General features: G+C 40.6%; 15 protein-coding genes. 14 read left to right on the top strand and 1 reads right to left on the bottom strand.

The window, feature by feature from the left end; genetic code table 11:
- The first annotated feature begins 43 nt into the window (after window positions 1-43).
- The 12 genes from QQK05_RS03245 to mgtE all read left to right on the top strand — a co-directional run bounded on the left by QQK05_RS03245 (window position 44) and on the right by mgtE (window position 9424).
- The gene (locus tag QQK05_RS03245) at window positions 44-1024 is read left to right on the top strand and encodes a calcium/sodium antiporter (protein ID WP_284295969.1); all 981 of its coding nucleotides are present in this window, start codon (window positions 44-46) and stop codon (window positions 1022-1024) included.
- 19 nt (window positions 1025-1043) lie between these two features.
- Window positions 1044-2009 (top strand): KpsF/GutQ family sugar-phosphate isomerase, encoded by a 966-nt coding sequence (locus QQK05_RS03240; RefSeq protein ID WP_284295968.1) that lies wholly within the window; start codon window positions 1044-1046, stop codon window positions 2007-2009.
- Window position 2010: 1 nt separating this feature from the next.
- Window positions 2011-2559 (top strand): 3-deoxy-manno-octulosonate-8-phosphatase KdsC, encoded by a 549-nt coding sequence (gene kdsC / locus QQK05_RS03235; RefSeq protein WP_284295966.1) that lies wholly within the window; start codon window positions 2011-2013, stop codon window positions 2557-2559.
- Window positions 2556-3122, top strand: a complete 567-nt coding sequence (gene lptC / locus QQK05_RS03230; protein ID WP_284295965.1) for an LPS export ABC transporter periplasmic protein LptC — start codon at window positions 2556-2558, stop codon at window positions 3120-3122. The genes kdsC and lptC overlap by 4 nt, the downstream gene beginning before the upstream one ends.
- Complete coding sequence (gene lptA / locus QQK05_RS03225; protein WP_284295964.1) at window positions 3088-3633, top strand: lipopolysaccharide transport periplasmic protein LptA; 546 nt, start codon at window positions 3088-3090, stop codon at window positions 3631-3633. The genes lptC and lptA overlap by 35 nt, the downstream gene beginning before the upstream one ends.
- Window positions 3633-4364 carry an LPS export ABC transporter ATP-binding protein gene (lptB, locus tag QQK05_RS03220; RefSeq protein ID WP_284295962.1) on the top strand — a complete coding sequence of 244 codons (732 nt, stop codon included), beginning with the start codon at window positions 3633-3635 and terminating at the stop codon, window positions 4362-4364. The genes lptA and lptB overlap by 1 nt, the downstream gene beginning before the upstream one ends.
- 65 nt (window positions 4365-4429) lie before the next feature.
- Window positions 4430-5932, top strand: coding sequence for an RNA polymerase factor sigma-54 (locus QQK05_RS03215; RefSeq protein ID WP_284295961.1), 1503 nt, complete (start codon window positions 4430-4432; stop codon window positions 5930-5932).
- Window positions 5933-5955: 23 nt separating this feature from the next.
- Window positions 5956-6243, top strand: coding sequence for a ribosome hibernation promoting factor (gene hpf / locus QQK05_RS03210; RefSeq protein ID WP_284295960.1), 288 nt, complete (start codon window positions 5956-5958; stop codon window positions 6241-6243).
- Between the two features lie 5 nt (window positions 6244-6248).
- On the top strand, window positions 6249-6701 hold the full coding sequence (ptsN, locus tag QQK05_RS03205) for a PTS IIA-like nitrogen regulatory protein PtsN (RefSeq protein WP_284295958.1): 453 nt from the start codon (window positions 6249-6251) through the stop codon (window positions 6699-6701).
- A gap of 6 nt (window positions 6702-6707) precedes the next feature.
- Window positions 6708-7562 carry an RNase adapter RapZ gene (rapZ, locus tag QQK05_RS03200; RefSeq protein ID WP_284295957.1) on the top strand — a complete coding sequence of 285 codons (855 nt, stop codon included), beginning with the start codon at window positions 6708-6710 and terminating at the stop codon, window positions 7560-7562.
- 20 nt (window positions 7563-7582) lie between these two features.
- Window positions 7583-7849, top strand: a complete 267-nt coding sequence (locus tag QQK05_RS03195; RefSeq protein ID WP_284295955.1) for an HPr family phosphocarrier protein — start codon at window positions 7583-7585, stop codon at window positions 7847-7849.
- 213 nt (window positions 7850-8062) lie between these two features.
- The gene (gene mgtE / locus QQK05_RS03190) at window positions 8063-9424 is read left to right on the top strand and encodes a magnesium transporter (RefSeq protein ID WP_284295952.1); all 1362 of its coding nucleotides are present in this window, start codon (window positions 8063-8065) and stop codon (window positions 9422-9424) included.
- A 51-nt stretch (window positions 9425-9475) separates the two neighbouring features.
- Here the strand turns inward: mgtE and pmbA are convergent, their stop codons facing one another.
- Window positions 9476-10819 carry a metalloprotease PmbA gene (gene pmbA, locus QQK05_RS03185; RefSeq protein ID WP_284295951.1) on the bottom strand — a complete coding sequence of 448 codons (1344 nt, stop codon included), beginning with the start codon at window positions 10817-10819 and terminating at the stop codon, window positions 9476-9478.
- 149 nt (window positions 10820-10968) lie between these two features.
- Here pmbA and yjgA point away from each other — a divergent pair, with 149 nt between their 5' ends.
- Window positions 10969-11478 carry a ribosome biogenesis factor YjgA gene (gene yjgA / locus QQK05_RS03180; protein WP_284295950.1) on the top strand — a complete coding sequence of 170 codons (510 nt, stop codon included), beginning with the start codon at window positions 10969-10971 and terminating at the stop codon, window positions 11476-11478.
- Window positions 11479-11616: 138 nt separating this feature from the next.
- Entirely contained in the window at window positions 11617-13695 is a 2079-nt protein-coding gene (locus QQK05_RS03175) for a winged helix-turn-helix domain-containing protein (RefSeq protein ID WP_284295949.1), read from the top strand.
- Window positions 13696-13821 lie beyond the last annotated feature (126 nt).

Genomic DNA, 13821 nt, shown 5'->3' with positions numbered 1-13821 from the left:
TTAGCCCAAGAAGCGACAATTCGCCTACTAAAAGGGGATTTTCATGTTAGTACAGTTCTTAATCTTAATTGTATCGTTAGTGTTTTTAGTATGGAGCGCCGACAAGTTTGTCTTTGGTGCCTCATCTATCGCGCGCAATTATGGTATTTCACCTATGGTTATTGGTTTAACCATTGTCGCCATGGGTTCTTCGGCACCAGAAATGATGGTTGCCGCAACCGCGTCTTTTCAAGGCTCCCCTAACACAGCTATTGGTAATGCTATCGGTTCTAATATCACTAATATCGCATTAGTACTTGGCGTAACCGCATTACTAGCTCCGTTAAAAGTGTCTTCAAATACGATTAAAAAAGAACTACCACTGATTCTCGCGATTACGATTTTAGCCTGTTACGTTTTATGGGATCAGCACTTCAGTTTTATTGAAGGAGCTGTATTGCTGGTATTGTTCTTTGTTTATATTTTTGGCTTGTTATTTATGACGATTCGCCGAAAGAAACAGGCAAAAGAAAACGAAGAAGAAGACCTTCTGATCACAGAAGCTGAAGCCGATGTTCCAGAAGCTGTTTCTAAGCCTCTTTCGTTTTTATGGTTAATTGTCGGCCTGATTGTTTTGCCTCTAAGCGCAGGATATTTAGTTGAATCAGCAACCGAAATAGCAAAAGCATTTGGTGTTAGTGATTTAATTATTGGGTTAACAATCATTGCTATTGGAACGAGCTTGCCCGAATTGGCAGCGAGCATCGCCAGTATTATTAAAAAAGAAGATGATTTAGCTTTGGGTAACATTATTGGCTCAAATATCTTTAATATCTTAGCAGTGCTGTCACTTGCAGGTGTCATTGCTCCGGGTGAAATTGATGCGCAAGCAGCAACAAGAGATGCACCAATCATGCTAGCGATTACTTTGCTGTTATTTGCACTTTGTTTTAGCCGAATAAAAGGTGCATTCAGAGTGACGAGATTAAAGGGTGCTGTATTACTCACCTGTTTTATTGGCTATCAAGCCTTATTATTTTCATAGTGCATGCAAGGTAATATTGATGAAAGATTTTAAACAACTCGCCAAAAATGTTATCGATATTGAACAGCAAGCTGTCGTTGGCCTGCATCGCTTTATTGATGACAACTTCGAACAAGCATGTCAGCTGATGTATCACTGTAAAGGTCGTGTCATTGTTGTTGGTATGGGAAAATCGGGCCACATTGGTGGCAAGATTGCTGCAACACTCGCTAGTACAGGTACACCGGCGTTTTTTGTTCACCCAGGTGAAGCGAGTCATGGTGATCTTGGTATGATCACAAATGAAGACGTTGTTCTCTGTATCTCTAATTCAGGTGAAACTGGAGAGGTGCTGTCAATCATTCCTGTTATCAAGCGCATCGGTGCAAAGCTTATTGCAATGAGCAACAATGATAATTCAACATTAGCAAAACTTGCCGACACCCACATTTGTATTCAAGTGGAGCAAGAAGCCTGTCCTTTAGGATTGGCGCCGACCTCAAGTACGACCGCAACACTAGTGATGGGGGATGCAATCGCGGTTGCATTACTCAATGCGCGAGGCTTTACCGCCGATGATTTCGCGCTTTCACACCCAGGTGGTAGTTTAGGTAAACGTCTATTGTTAAGACTTGCCGATATTATGCATACCGGTGAACGATTACCTGTTGTAAACGAAACAGCCAAAATTAAAGATGCATTGGTTCAAATGAGCTTGAAAGGGCTTGGCATGACAGCGGTAGTTAACGATGAAAGTGAGCTTACCGGGTTATTTACTGATGGTGATTTACGTCGCGTACTCGATTCAAAAATAGATATTCATCAAGATGCCATAACAACAGTTATGACGAGCAATCCTGTTGTCGCCGATAGCGAAATGCTAGCGGCAGAAGCATTAAAAATCATGCAAGATAAAAAGATTAATGGTTTAATTATTGTTAACCATCAAAATCACGTAGTCGGTGCAATGAATATGCATGACCTACTTAGCGCAGGAGTGTTGTAAAATGTCGAATACTTTATACGGTGATGTAGAACAGCAGGTATTGAAAAAAGCCCAAAACATCAAGTTACTGGTATGTGATGTTGACGGTGTTTTCTCTGACGGGCGCATATATTTAGGCAATGATGGTGAGGAGCTTAAGGCTTTTCACACAAAAGATGGATTCGGTGTTAAAGCGCTTATTAGCTCTGGCGTCGACGTCGGTATTATTACGGGTCGTCGCTCTAATATTGTGGCAAACCGAATGAAATCGTTGAACGTCAAATACATAGTTCAAGGCCAAGAAGATAAATTGCCCGCTTTAAACGAAATAGTAGAACTTCTAGGGTTAGAAAATAGTGAGGTTGCTTACATCGGTGATGACATACCAGACTTACCTTGTATTGAGAGCGTTGGCCTTGGTGTCGCGGTAAATGATGCTCACCCTATCGTTAAAGCAAAAGCGGATTTTGTTACCTTTACACCGGGTGGATTTGGTGCCGTTCGAGAACTGTGTGATTTGATCATGCAACAACAAAATACGCTAGCCGATGCTAAAGGCGCTAGTGTATGAGTAAATTAACAAGTTTCTCTGTTATTGTTTTCATTATTAGCATCAGTATCTATGGTGTATTTCAATGGCACCAAGACAAAGCGCCAAACCAAGCAAATGATAACGTTGAACTTTTACCTGATTACATTGCCGAATCATTAAGCACCAACATTTATCGAGCAGATGGCCAGTTATCGCACATCATCAATGCCGATAAAATGGAACATTTTAATGATAGTAATACGACGCACTTTACCGCGCCCAATTATACCTTATACCCAAAAAACACGAGTGCGCCATGGAAAGTGAGTGCTAATTATGGCAGATTGAATCATAAAAATAGGGTGAGACTGGAAAATCGCGTTCAACTTGTTGCTACAGACGAGAACAGTTTGATTCAAGAAATTCACGGCAAATATTTTGAGCTTGACTTGAATACCAATATTTTAAGCTCTGAACATACAATAATGATCGAAGGTAAAGACTTTATTATGTATGGCTCAGGCTTAATTGTAGATTTAAATACAAAACAGATGACATTAACTGAACATGTACAAACCATTTATCGAAAAATCACGCCATAAATCTCTTACTATTGCGACTGCCGCATTATTGGCGAGCATCCTAGTGGCTACCCCGTCAGCCTATGCAAAAAAGTCTGACCTTAAAGAACAGATTTTAATTAGTGCAGATAGAACCGCAGGTGATTTGAAAAATCGCATCGCCAGCTACATCGACGATGTCATTATCACTCAAGGCTCATTGAAAATTCACGCAGATTTAGTGCAAGTTGTTGAAGACGAGGCAAGTGACAGTGAAACATATATTGCAAAAGGTTCACCAGCAACCTTCGAGCAACTGTTAGAAGATGGCACGCCGATAAAACTTGAAGCAAATGAAATTACATACGAGCCGTCAATTTACACAATTACCATCTCTGGTAATGCGAAATTGAGCCAAGAGGGTAGCGAAGTTAATGGTGATAAAATCATCTACAACACGTTAACAGAGCAACTCGAAGCGAAAAGTAAACCACAAGAACGTATCACGACAATTTTAAAGCCAAAAGCAAAAGACGAAGCGAAAGAACAATAATGGCAGAAGGATTATTAAAAGCTCAAGGCCTAGCCAAAGCCTATAAAGGCCGCCAAGTTGTTAAAAATGTTGGCCTTAGTGTAGAAACAGGACAAATTGTTGGTCTGTTAGGGCCTAATGGCGCAGGAAAAACGACCTCTTTCTATATGATTGTTGGCTTAGTAGCTAACGATAAGGGAACGATTGAGCTAAATGGCGAAGACCTGACGTTATCACCCATGCATGAACGTGCTCGTAAAGGTTTAGGTTATCTACCACAAGAAGCCTCAATCTTTCGTAAGTTAACGGTACATGACAATATCATGGCAATTTTGCAAACGCGCAAAGACTTGTCAGAGGTCGAACGTATTGAAAAACTTGAATTATTACTTGAAGAATTCAATATCGGCCATATAAAAGATAATACAGGCATGAGTTTATCGGGTGGTGAGCGCCGCCGTGTTGAAATAGCACGAGCACTCGCGGCAGATCCGCAGTTTATTCTACTCGACGAACCTTTTGCTGGTGTCGATCCAATATCAGTTGGCGATATAAAAAAAATTATTTTGCATTTAAAGCAACGCGGTATAGGTATCTTAATTACCGACCACAATGTAAGGGAAACCCTTGATGTGTGTGAAAAAGCTTATATCGTTAGCCATGGTGAATTAATAGCCGAAGGTGATGCGGATCAAATTCTTGCTAATCAGCAAGTGAGAGATGTGTACCTTGGTGAACAATTCACGCTATAGTTAAGAAGAAGTGTTCGTCACTTCAATAGTAATGTTTGTAAATATATAGGAATAATAAAAGCTACATGCGTCCATCATTACAACTCCGTATAGGACAACAGCTAACAATGACACCGCAATTGCAACAAGCAATTAAGCTTTTGCAGTTGTCGACGCTGGATTTACAACAAGAAATTCAAGAAGCTCTGGAAAGTAACCCGTTATTAGAAGTTGATGAAAATGCAACGCAAACTAATGAAGAGAGTACACCAGACAAGCTTGAAGAAGCATTTATGGGTGAAGCTCAGACCGCTTCATCGTCTGAAGGCACAGAAGAGCCATTACCGACTTCTGATGAAGTGAATACAACAGAAGCGCTTGAGAAAACTGACATCCCTGAAGAGTTATCGATGGATACAACCTGGGATGATAACTACAGTGCAAGCTTATCAACATCAAGCGCAGGCCCTGCATCAGAAGACTACACTTATCAAGGTGAAACAACGGATTCAATTCAAGACCATCTGCGTTGGCAAATGGAATTGACGCCGTTTACTGAGACAGATGAAGCTATCGCAACAGCGATTATTGATGCGATTGATGACGCGGGTTATTTAACGGTAACGACTGAAGATATTCTTGAGAGCCTTGGTCAAGATGACGTCGAACTTGACGAAGTTGAGGCCGTTCTTAAACGTATCAATATGTTTGATCCAGTTGGTGTTGGTGCTCGCTCTATTCCTGAGTGCTTAATCATCCAGCTTAATCAATTTGATAAAGAAACACCTTGGCTGGAAGAAACCAAACAAATTATTACTAACCATATTGATTTGTTAGGTAACAGAGACTATCGTCAACTAATGCGCAAAACGAGATTGAAGGAAGATCAATTACGTGAAGTAATGAGATTAATTCAAACCTTAGATCCGCGCCCTGGTGATAGCGTTATTAAATCTGAAGAACAATATGTTATCCCAGATGTATCCGTAGAGAAAAAAAATGGACGCTGGGTTGTAGAGCTTAACCCTGACACTGCGCCAAAACTGTCAATCAATCAACAGTATGCGGCAATGACTAGGTCAATGAAATCTTCGGAAGATAGCCAATTTATTCGTTCAAACTTGCAAGAAGCCAAATGGTTTATTAAAAGTTTAGAAAGTCGAAATGATACATTGCTTAAGGTATCTAATTGCATAGTACAACGCCAGCAAGCATTCTTTGAATATGGACCAGAGGCCATGAAACCTATGGTACTCAATGATATTGCTGAAGCTGTTGATATGCACGAATCGACGATATCGCGTGTGACCACGCAAAAGTATATGCATACACCGAGAGGTATTTTTGAATTGAAATACTTCTTTTCAAGCCATGTTAGTACTGAAAACGGAGGAGAATGTTCATCTACTGCTATTAGAGCATTAATTAAAAAATTAGTGTCTGCTGAACTACCATCTAAGCCGTTAAGCGACAGCAAAATGGCAGAGTTGTTAGCTGACCAAGGCATTAATGTAGCCCGACGAACGATAGCTAAATACCGCGAGTCTTTATCTATTCCGCCGTCTAATCAAAGAAAAAGTTTATTGTAAACTTAGAAATAAGGAAAAAGCTTATGCAAATTAATCTTTCAGGTCATCATGTAGAAGTTACTGACTCAATGCGCGAATACGTTAATACCAAGTTTGCAAAGCTAGAACGACATTTCGATCACATCAATAATGTGCACGTTGTTCTAAACGTAGAGAAATTACAACAAATCGCTGAAGCGACATTACATCTAAACGGTGGTGAAATTCATGCATCATCTGACAATAAAGATATGTATGCGGCTATTGACGCACTCGTCGATAAGCTAGATCGCCAAGTTATCAAACACAAAGAAAAGTTGAAAAAACACTAACTAAAATGAAGTTGCAAGACATTTTAACGCTGGACTGCACAATATGTGCAGCTCCAGCAAGCAGTAAAAAACGCCTTTTTGATACCATTTGCGATGCTGCTTCACGTAAACTTCCCGAAATAAATCAACATGACTTGCTTCAAAGCCTGACTCAGCGCGAGCAAATGGGTAGCACAGGCATTGGTAATGGTATCGCGATTCCTCATGGTCGATTGACCAACAGCAAACAAGCTGTTGCGGTATTTATTACGACAGAGAACCCAATCAGTTTTGATGCGATTGACAACCGTCCGGTCGACATTTTTGTCGCGTTATTCGTACCTGAAGACTGTTGCAAAGACCACCTATCAACACTACAAAACATTGCTCAGCTTTTTAGCGATAAAAAGATCGTTAAAAACATCCGAAAATGTCAAGATAACCATCAACTGTTCGATATTATTCAAGAAGCATCATAATTACCTATGAAATTACTCATCGTTAGTGGCCGTTCGGGGTCAGGAAAGTCAGTAGCACTCCGCGTGCTTGAAGATTTAGGCTACTATTGTGTCGATAACATTCCAGTAAACCTATTACCTGCACTGACTCACACAGTGATCAATGATTATGAAAATGTCGCAGTTTCTCTTGATGTTCGAAACCTACCAAAAGACCCTAATGACATTGTTGAGGTCATTGATTATCTGCCAAACGCCGTAGAGTTCAGCGTTTTGTATCTCGACGCAGATGATTCAGATCTTATTAGACGATTTAGCGAAACACGTCGTTTACACCCGCTAATCAAAGAAGATATGGCACTCGATCAAGCGATTGAGTTTGAAAAGAAATTATTAGAGCCCGTGATTGTTCGAGCAGACCTATATATCAATACAACTCAACTGACACCGCACCAGTTATCTGACCTTGTTCGTGAACGTGTTTTAGGTAAAAAAACAGGTAAAATGGTGATCGTCTTTGAATCTTTCGGCTTTAAGCACGGGGTTCCACAAGATGCGGATTACGTATTTGACGCAAGGTTTCTACCAAACCCCTTCTGGGACAAGTCATTGAAAGGTTTAACTGGACTCGACCAGCCTGTTATTGACTTTTTAGGCTCAGAGGCGTTAGTGACAAAGTTTGTATGGCAAATTAATAGTTTCTTACAGACGTGGTTGCCGCATTTAGAGCGTAATAATAGAAGTTACGTCACAATTGCTATTGGCTGCACTGGTGGTAAGCACCGTTCAGTCTATGTTGCAGAGCAATTAGCGACAAGTCTAAGCAAGGAGCGTGATGATATCCAATCTCGTCATCGCGACATAAAAGTAAAAAGTACCTAATGGATTTCAGGTAAACTAGCATGCACTCAAAAACTGTTACTATTGTAAACAAACTTGGTATTCATGCCCGCCCGGCCACCAAGCTTGCTAAATTATCTAGCCAATTCGATGCGACGGTGTTTGTGTGTATGGACGACAAGCGTGTTGATGCGGGCTCTATCATGGGCTTGATGCTACTCGCAGGTGCGCAAGGCAAAAATGTCACGGTAGAAAGTGAAGGCTTAGAAGCTAAAGAAGCATTAGAGGCCATTTGCCAGCTCATTGAAGATAAATTCGATGAGGAGTAACACTAGCCGACTTTTGACCATCAACTTCCCCACTCTATAACTACCTTGCTCATCGTAATTTTCTCTTGTTAATTGCAAATAATATGCTGAATAACCTATCTTTTTAAGATAGACTTAACAAATATCTTCGTCGCTTTGCCTGATGTTTATGGCAAGCAAACGAGCTGTTAGACCAGTTTCATCGCCTGTGGCGATACGGCAAAAGGTGTCACAATGCCGGAAATTCTTGAACAAGAAGACAATCAATTAAGACTACAACAGATCAATGCTGCTATCGATAGCGGTATGTTTGTTTACGTCCGTAATTTGTTTCAAGAAATGCCCGCCTACGACTTGGCTTTAATGCTCGAGTCCTCTACTGCAAAAACACGTTTAGCCCTTTGGCAACTCATTGATCCTGATATGCATGGTGAGGTGCTTGAAGAACTCAATGAAGAAGTGCGTAAAACCATCCTTAAAAGCATGGCGCCTGAAAAAGTCGCAGCCGTCGCCGAAGGGATGGATGTGGATGACATTGCAGAAGTTTTACGTACCTTACCAGATAGCGTTTATCAGCAAGTAATCAATACAATGGACTCACAAGATAGAGCACGCGTTGAGCAAGCTTTATCCTATGAGGAAGATACCGCTGGCGGTATCATGAATACCGATACCATCACGATTCGACCGGATGTAACGGTTGACGTTGTGCTTCGTTATCTTCGCTTAAAAGGAACGCTTCCTGAATCTACCGACTCATTTTATGTTGTTGACCGTAATGACCTATTCATAGGGTCTGTCTCACTTTCAACCATTGTTACAGCTCGCCCAGAAGTCATTATATCTACCTTAATCGAGGATGACATTACTGCGGTAAAAGCTGATATGCCTGAAACGGATGTTGCTCAGTTGTTCGAAAAATACGACTGGTTTTCAGCACCTGTAGTTGATGATGATGGCCGCCTTCTTGGCCGTATTACGATTGATGATGTGATCGATATCATTCGTGAAGAAGCAGAGCACTCAATGATGAGTATGGCGGGTTTAGACGATGAAGCAGATACGTTTGCACCTGTCGTAAAAAGTACTCAACAGCGCTCGATTTGGCTTGCAGTCAATCTTGTGACGGCCTTAATGGCAGTAGCTGTTAGTGCTATGTTTGAAGGGATCTTAAGCCAGTTGGCGATCTTAGCAATTCTTAATACATTGGTCCCGAGTATGGGCGGCGTAGCAGGTAACCAAACCCTAACACTTGTAATTCGTGGTATCGCACTCGGCCACATCGGTGAAAGTAACTCGCGTATTATTCTGTATAAAGAGCTCGCAGTTGGCTTCTTAAATGGTTTGATTTGGGCAATTGTGATCGCCGGTGTCGTCGTGGTTTGGAAGCAAGATCTTACCTTAGGTGCTGTTATTGCTTTTGCAATGATGGTTAATCTAACTGCAGCAGGCGCATCTGGTGTGCTTATTCCAATCATATTAAAGAAAATGAATATCGATCCAGCTCTCGCAGGTAGTGTTATTTTAACAACGATTACCGATATCGTCGGTATATTTGCGTTCTTAGGCACAGCCACTTGGCTGCTCGGGGTCTAAGTTAAAAAAAAGGGCACTCAATGTGCCCTTTGTTCAATTCAATAGTCGTTGCTAGTTGCCTGCCACTTGCATTTCATCGATGATGATAGAGCCAGTTCGGATGCTACCTTTCATATCAATATCCGAGCCTACTGCAACAATACCTTTGAACATCTGCTGTAAATTACCAGCAATAGTGATTTCAGAAACTGGGTAAACGATTTTTCCATTTTCAACCCAAAAGCCAGCTGCACCTCGCGAGTAGTCGCCGTTTACCACGTTAACACCTTGCCCCATTAATTCTGTCACCAATAACCCCGTACCGAGCTTATTTAACATTGCTTCAAAATCGCCACCTTGGCTAGAAACTATCCAGTTATGAATTCCACCGGCATGGCCTGTTGTTTCCATTCCTAGCTTGCGTGCAGAGTAGCTCGTTAATAAGAATGTCTCTAATGTACCAGCTTTGATTATGTCTCGATCTTGTGTGGCAACACCCTCACTATCAAATGCGTTACTTGCTAATGCTCCATGAATGTGTGGACGTTCTTCAATAGATAAAAACTCAGGAAAAATTTGTTGTCCTAGCGCATCTAACAAAAATGACGACTTACGATATAAGTTACCACCACTAATTGCAGCAATAAAATGTCCCCAAATCGTATTAGCAATATCCGCTCTAAACATTACTGGAGTTTTACAAGTCGCTAATTTATGACTGCCAAGACGTGATAACGTTTCTGTGGCAGACATTTCGCCGACATAACGCGCACTATCTAGCAAATCAAAATTTCGATTGACGGTGTAAGCGTAGTCACGTTGCATATCGTCACCATCACTTGCGATCATGACACAGCTCAAGCTGTGACGAGAGCTTGGGAAACCAACTAGCTGACCATGGCTGTTACCATAAACCTTAAAGCCTTCAAAACTTGCAAATGTCGCACCATCAGAGTTCGTTAATCGCTCATCATAACTTAACGCATGATTTTCACACTCAAGTGCAAGTTCAATAGCGTCATCTGTTGTTAACGCTTTTGGGTGGTACAAATCCAATGATTGAGGCTCATACGCGAGTCTATCAGCGTCAGCCAAACCAGAGCATTTATCTTCAGACGTGTATTTTGCGATATTAACAGCAGCTTCTACTGTTTTTTGTAATGCTTGATCAGACAAGTCTGCCGTTGAGGCACTGCCTTTTCGGCCATTTTGATAAACCGTAATCCCTAAAGCGCCATCATTAGTAAATTCGACATTTTCAACTTCACCTAAGCGAGTACCAACGCTTAACCCTTGTTGTCGACTCAGTGCAACTTCAGCGCCGTCTGTGCCTAACGATTTAGCAAGCTCTAAGACCTTAGCAACGCGCTGTTTTACTTCGTCTATTTGTTGGTGAATATCTACCTTGTCGTTCATAATGACTCATCTTCAAACTTCGATAGCGCATTATAACCATATGTGTTGATAAATATCTGCTTTTTGTCAGCAAGATCGAGAGGTTAATGGAGTCGCGGTGGATTTTTTTGTATAATCGACGGATTAAACCAACGTAATTAATTGCCGATATGACCAAAGAACATGAAGACGAATTCTTCGACGAAGACTTAAAAAGTAAAACAGAAATAAAACAAGAAAAACTAGCGTTGCAAGATCTCGGTCGACGATTAACCGCTCTACCTAAAAAACAGCGCAATGAACTTCCTGTAGATGAAGACGTACAAGAGGCTTTTGAATTAGCAGACAGAATTAGAAACAAGCATGAAGCCTATAAACGCCACATGCAATACTTAGGTAAGTTGCTACGCGAAGCCGACATAGATGCTATCAATGCAAAACTCGATTTTTTCGCTAATAAACACCAACAAGAAAACCTTGAGTTTGCAAAGCTTGAAAAAACTCGGGACCAATTAGTTACGGGCAACAATGACGATATCGAAGCCTTGTTAGCTGAACATCCTGGTCTAGAGCGCCAAAAATTGCGCCAGCTCGTTCGACAAGCAGCTAAAGAGCACAAAGTAGAAAAGCCAGGTAAGCAATATAAGGCACTTTTTCAATACCTCAAAGAAAACGTTTAACGCTCATAGATTCAGCATAAATTAGGCTAAATATCTCAAAAATCAGATTCGCTATTGAGTTTTAGCCTACTCTTCCCCTATTATAACCCTTCAAAAAGCTTATAAGCTTATCACTAACCGTTATAAACCTATTATTAAATGACCCATTTGCAGTACACTATTCGTGATTGTCACCTTGATTGCCAGACGATGATGTTGTCGCGTGGTGATCAGCAAGTTAAATTGTCTGCAAAAGTCTTTGATTACTTGATGTTGTTTCTTAATAGCCAAGAACAAATAGTTAATAAAGAAGACGCCATTGATAAAATATGGTTAGGAAATGAAGGTGTCGGTAAACGCGGTGTTACCAATGCAATTTGGTCTTTACGTAAGGCATTTAGCGAACTTGGTATTGAAGAGGAAGTATTTCAAACCATACCAAAAGTCGGTTATCAGTTAAAACTTCAAGCAACTCCGGTTGAGACATCAGAACCAGAATATTCAAAGAACACACCATCAGAGTCTACTAACAATAGAAAGATCCTAATATTATTAACGGCACTCGCAGTGTTAGGCTTAATCGTTTATTTGTTTGCAAAACTTCCCCCTGAATCATCCGTTAGGCCTCCAGTTGAAAATACAAGTATTACAACATTTGAGGGTATTGAAGAGCACCCTGCTATTTCGAATTCGGGTCAACGTATCGCTTTTCAGTGGTTGCGAGAAGGTCAAAAAGGACAAATCTATATTAAAAGTCTAGTTGATGAGCAAGCTTCTCTAAACTTGATCTCAATGGGAAATCAAGAAGAAACATCGCCAGCTTGGTCATTTGATGATAAACGATTAGCTTACCTTCGACTGACGGAGGAAAGGGAATGTGAAATACGAGTACGTGAACTCGATACCAACAAAGACGTAATGATCGACACAGGATGTTATTATCAGCCTTTTAGAAAAGCAGTGACGTGGTCAAGTACAGCAAATGATTTTTTGATTTACTCAAAACGTATAGCCGGTGCTGCTGCGCTATTTAAGTATGATTTTGAGACAGGCGATAAGCAACAGCTTACATTTCCACAAGTCCACGAAACCGACTTTGCTCCGCAGTTGACTGCAGACAACCAAAAATTAGTATTCATTAGAGAAAAAGGCTCCCAAAGTTATAACGTTGTTGTAAATGCTGGTGGGAAATTCAAAACGATATTAGGTGGGCAAGTATCAATTGTTGATATTACTATGAGTTCAGATCACGATGCGGTAATCGTTAATTATGCCCAAAATGGGCAGTTTGTGATTGACCACATCGACTTGGATAACAATCAAACACTCCATATCGCAAATCGAACATTACCCAGTACAATCAGTCTAAATAAACGAACCAATCAACTTGCCATCTCTGAACATATATCAAAAGAGTATGTAGCATTAGTGGATTTTGAAACCGCGAAAATATCACGTCGCGTCTCCTCTTCATCACGCGATATGTATGGAAGATATCTGTCAAAGTCTAATGAAATAATGTTTTTATCAAACCGAAGTGGCATGTGGTCTATATGGTTAAAGGGTAAGTTAAACAGTGTTAACTTAACAAAAGATCTAGGCAACGTGACAGTACCTGCGGTATCGCCGGATGAATCACAATATGTCGTCAAAATAACGAAATCAGATAATGCCTCAACTAGCCTATACCTCGGCACTTTTGAAAGTCAGCAATTACAAAAGCTAGATACCGGTGGTTTACAGGTTGAAAACCTCTCGTGGGCGAATGATGGCAAATCTGTTTACTTTTTTAGTTCTAATGGAGAGCAGTCGGGTATATACAATATAGAGATCGCTACCTCTCAAGTTACAAGAATCACACAAACAAATGAACAGTATGCTATCGAAGCTCAAAATGGTGACCTCTTTGTGACGCGATTAAATCAACCAGGCATTTGGCGCTTCAATCCTAGAACAATGAGCTACTCTTTAGTGACAAATGAACTTGCTGCCTATGATTATGGTGCTTTTTATTGCATGGATGACGCACTCTATTATGTCTATCGAAATAGATTTACTGATGAGATTAAAAAGATAAACCAAGATGGCTCATTAGAGATACTTTCAACATTCCCCAAAAATACAATCCGTAAATATTTTGGCATTTCACCTGGCACAAAGGACAAATTTATTGCAACGTTAAAAATCACTAACGAAGCAGATATAAATGCTATTCCAGTTTCTTTACATCACCACTAGTTGATTAGACTTTACTATCCTTGCCCTTAATTAATTGACTAAATAGACAGCTATTTATAGCTCTTTTGGGGTCGGTTTCAGTAAGACATTTAGCTTCCCATGCAACATTACTCACAAATCAACAAC

Source organism: Thalassotalea loyana (assembly GCF_030161435.1).
GTDB lineage: Bacteria > Pseudomonadota > Gammaproteobacteria > Enterobacterales > Alteromonadaceae > Thalassotalea_G > Thalassotalea_G loyana.
Note: the sequence above shows the minus strand (reverse complement) of the source record. Positions and strands in the feature narration are given on the sequence as shown.

Bases quoted from the DNA above. Each gene is read 5' to 3' on its own strand.
- QQK05_RS03240 (WP_284295968.1), top strand. From the start codon at position 1,044: ATGAAAGATTTTAAACAACTCGCCAAAAATGTTATCGATATTGAACAG.
- lptB (WP_284295962.1), top strand. From the start codon at position 3,633: ATGGCAGAAGGATTATTAAAAGCTCAAGGCCTAGCCAAAGCCTATAAA.
- QQK05_RS03245 (WP_284295969.1), top strand. From the start codon at position 44: ATGTTAGTACAGTTCTTAATCTTAATTGTATCGTTAGTGTTTTTAGTA.
- lptC (WP_284295965.1), top strand. From the start codon at position 2,556: ATGAGTAAATTAACAAGTTTCTCTGTTATTGTTTTCATTATTAGCATC.
- ptsN (WP_284295958.1), top strand. From the start codon at position 6,249: ATGAAGTTGCAAGACATTTTAACGCTGGACTGCACAATATGTGCAGCT.
- pmbA (WP_284295951.1), bottom strand. From the start codon at position 10,819: ATGAACGACAAGGTAGATATTCACCAACAAATAGACGAAGTAAAACAG.
- yjgA (WP_284295950.1), top strand. From the start codon at position 10,969: ATGACCAAAGAACATGAAGACGAATTCTTCGACGAAGACTTAAAAAGT.
- QQK05_RS03195 (WP_284295955.1), top strand. From the start codon at position 7,583: ATGCACTCAAAAACTGTTACTATTGTAAACAAACTTGGTATTCATGCC.
- hpf (WP_284295960.1), top strand. From the start codon at position 5,956: ATGCAAATTAATCTTTCAGGTCATCATGTAGAAGTTACTGACTCAATG.
- lptA (WP_284295964.1), top strand. From the start codon at position 3,088: ATGTACAAACCATTTATCGAAAAATCACGCCATAAATCTCTTACTATT.
- QQK05_RS03215 (WP_284295961.1), top strand. From the start codon at position 4,430: ATGCGTCCATCATTACAACTCCGTATAGGACAACAGCTAACAATGACA.
- kdsC (WP_284295966.1), top strand. From the start codon at position 2,011: ATGTCGAATACTTTATACGGTGATGTAGAACAGCAGGTATTGAAAAAA.
- QQK05_RS03175 (WP_284295949.1), top strand. From the start codon at position 11,617: ATGACCCATTTGCAGTACACTATTCGTGATTGTCACCTTGATTGCCAG.
- rapZ (WP_284295957.1), top strand. From the start codon at position 6,708: ATGAAATTACTCATCGTTAGTGGCCGTTCGGGGTCAGGAAAGTCAGTA.
- mgtE (WP_284295952.1), top strand. From the start codon at position 8,063: ATGCCGGAAATTCTTGAACAAGAAGACAATCAATTAAGACTACAACAG.